2 protein-coding genes are annotated in these 1971 nt (G+C 58.7%); both read left to right on the top strand.

Annotated features, from left to right (window positions below):
* Window positions 1-1110, top strand: a 1110-nt coding sequence (gene istA / locus GZH79_RS07300) for an IS21 family transposase (RefSeq protein WP_211643132.1), incomplete at its 5' end; no start/stop codon positions are given.
* The gene (istB, locus tag GZH79_RS07295) at window positions 1100-1888 is read left to right on the top strand and encodes an IS21-like element helper ATPase IstB (protein WP_211643131.1); all 789 of its coding nucleotides are present in this window, start codon (window positions 1100-1102) and stop codon (window positions 1886-1888) included. The genes istA and istB, both read left to right, overlap by 11 nt.
* Window positions 1889-1971 lie beyond the last annotated feature (83 nt).

Raw genomic sequence — 1971 nt, 5'->3', positions numbered from 1 at the left:
GTTCTGGGCGGCGAGCGCACGAAGTTGCAGATGGCCCATATCAAGCTGTCACACAGCCGGGCCTTTCTGGTGCGTGCCTATCCGTTGCAGACGCATGAGATGCTGTTCGATGCCCACTGGCACGCGTTCCGGGTATTTGGCGGCGTGCCGGGTCGTGGGATTTACGACAATATGCGCACGGCGGTTGATCGCGTCGGCCGTGGTAAGGAGCGCCAGGTAAACATCCGCTTTCTCGCCATGACGAACCACTATGTCTACGAGCCCGACTTCTGCAATCCGGCGGCAGGATGGGAGAAGGGGCAAGTCGAGAAGAACGTTCGAGATTCCCGCCACCAGATGCTGCAAGGCATGCCGGACTTCCCCAACTTTGCCGCGCTGAATGCCTGGCTGGAAGAGCGCTGCTTCGATTTGTGGCGGGTGACCCCGCATGGCAAACAACCCGGCACCATCGCCGACGTCTGGGCTGACGAGCAGGCTGCGCTGATGCCGCTGCCGGTCGCTTTTGATGGCTTCGTCGAGCTGAGTAAGCGCGTGTCGCCCACATGTCTGATCAGCTTCGAGCGTAATCGCTATAGCGTTCCAGCATCATTCGCCAACCGTCCTGTCAGCCTGCGGATCTATCCGGACCGGCTGGTGGTGGCTGCTGAGGGCAACATCCTGTGCGAACATACGCGCGTCATACAGCGCAGCCACCACCTGCCGCCGAAGACAATCTACGACTGGCGGCATTATCTGGCGGTCGTGCAGAGGAAGCCAGGCGCTCTCAGGAATGGTGCGCCCTTCCTGGAATTACCTCACGCGTTCCGACAGTTGCAGGATCATATGCTGCGCAAGCCCGGCGGTGATCGCGAGATGGTGGACATCCTCGCACTGGTTCTTCAGCACGATGAACAAGCCGTTCTCATCGCTGTAGAACTTGCGTTGGCCGAGGGGGTGCCGACCAAAACCCATGTGCTGAATCTGCTGCACCGGCTGGTCGACGGCAAGGTGATTGATGGTCCACCACTGGATACGCCACAGGCGCTGGCCCTGCGCCAGGAACCCAAGGCCAATGTCGAACGCTATGATGATTTGCGGACCCAAATCGCTGGAGGCCGTCATGCGTCATGACCCCGCCGCTGGCGCCATCGTCATCATGCTGCGCAGCCTCAAAATGTATGGCATGGCGCAGGCCGTCACTGATCTGATTGAGCAAGGAGCGCCGGCCTTTGAGGCTGCCATCCCGATCCTGGCGCAACTCCTGAAGGCTGAATTGGCCGAACGCGAGGTCCGGTCGATCGCCTATCACATGAAATCCGCCCGCTTCCCGGCCTATAAAGACCTCTCCGGCTTCGACTTCGCCGCCAGCGAGATCAACGAAGCCACTGTAAGGGCCTTGCACCGCTGCGAGTTCATGGACGGTGCCCAGAACGTGGTCTTGATCGGAGGCCCAGGCACAGGAAAGACCCACGTCGCAACGGCGCTCGGCATCCAGGCTGTCGAACATCACCGCCGCAAGGTTCGCTTCTTCTCGACCATCGAACTGGTCAACACCCTCGAACAGGAAAAGATCAAGGGCAAGGCCGGGCAGATCGCAGAAGCCATGACCAAGCTCGACCTCGTTATCCTCGACGAGTTGGGATACCTGCCGTTCAGTGCGTCAGGTAGGGCACTGCTATTCCATCTGCTCAGCAAACTTTACGAGCGCACCAGCGTCGTGATCACCACCAACCTCAGCTTCAGCGAATGGGCCACGGTATTTGGCGACGCCAAGATGACAACCGCCTTGCTTGATCGCCTCACCCATCGCTGTCACATCCTTGAAACTGGAAACGACAGCTTCCGCTTCAAAGCAAGCTCAGCTGCGGTATCTGCTGCAAAGAAGAAGGAAACAACACACACAGCTTGACCCCAACATGAACCAAAATCCATAATCAGAGGTGGCTCACTTCTCGGTGAAAAAACCGGCTCAGTTCTGAGTGAAAATCAACA

It is taken from the genome of Loktanella sp. SALINAS62 (genome assembly GCF_018263905.1).
GTDB lineage: Bacteria > Pseudomonadota > Alphaproteobacteria > Rhodobacterales > Rhodobacteraceae > Loktanella.
The sequence above is the reverse complement of the archived record's forward strand: the minus strand, read 5'-3'. Positions and strand labels throughout refer to the sequence as shown.

Coding starts and splice junctions, on each gene's coding strand:
- istB (WP_211643131.1), top strand. CDS start 1,100: ATGCGTCATGACCCCGCCGCTGGCGCCATCGTCATCATGCTGCGCAGC.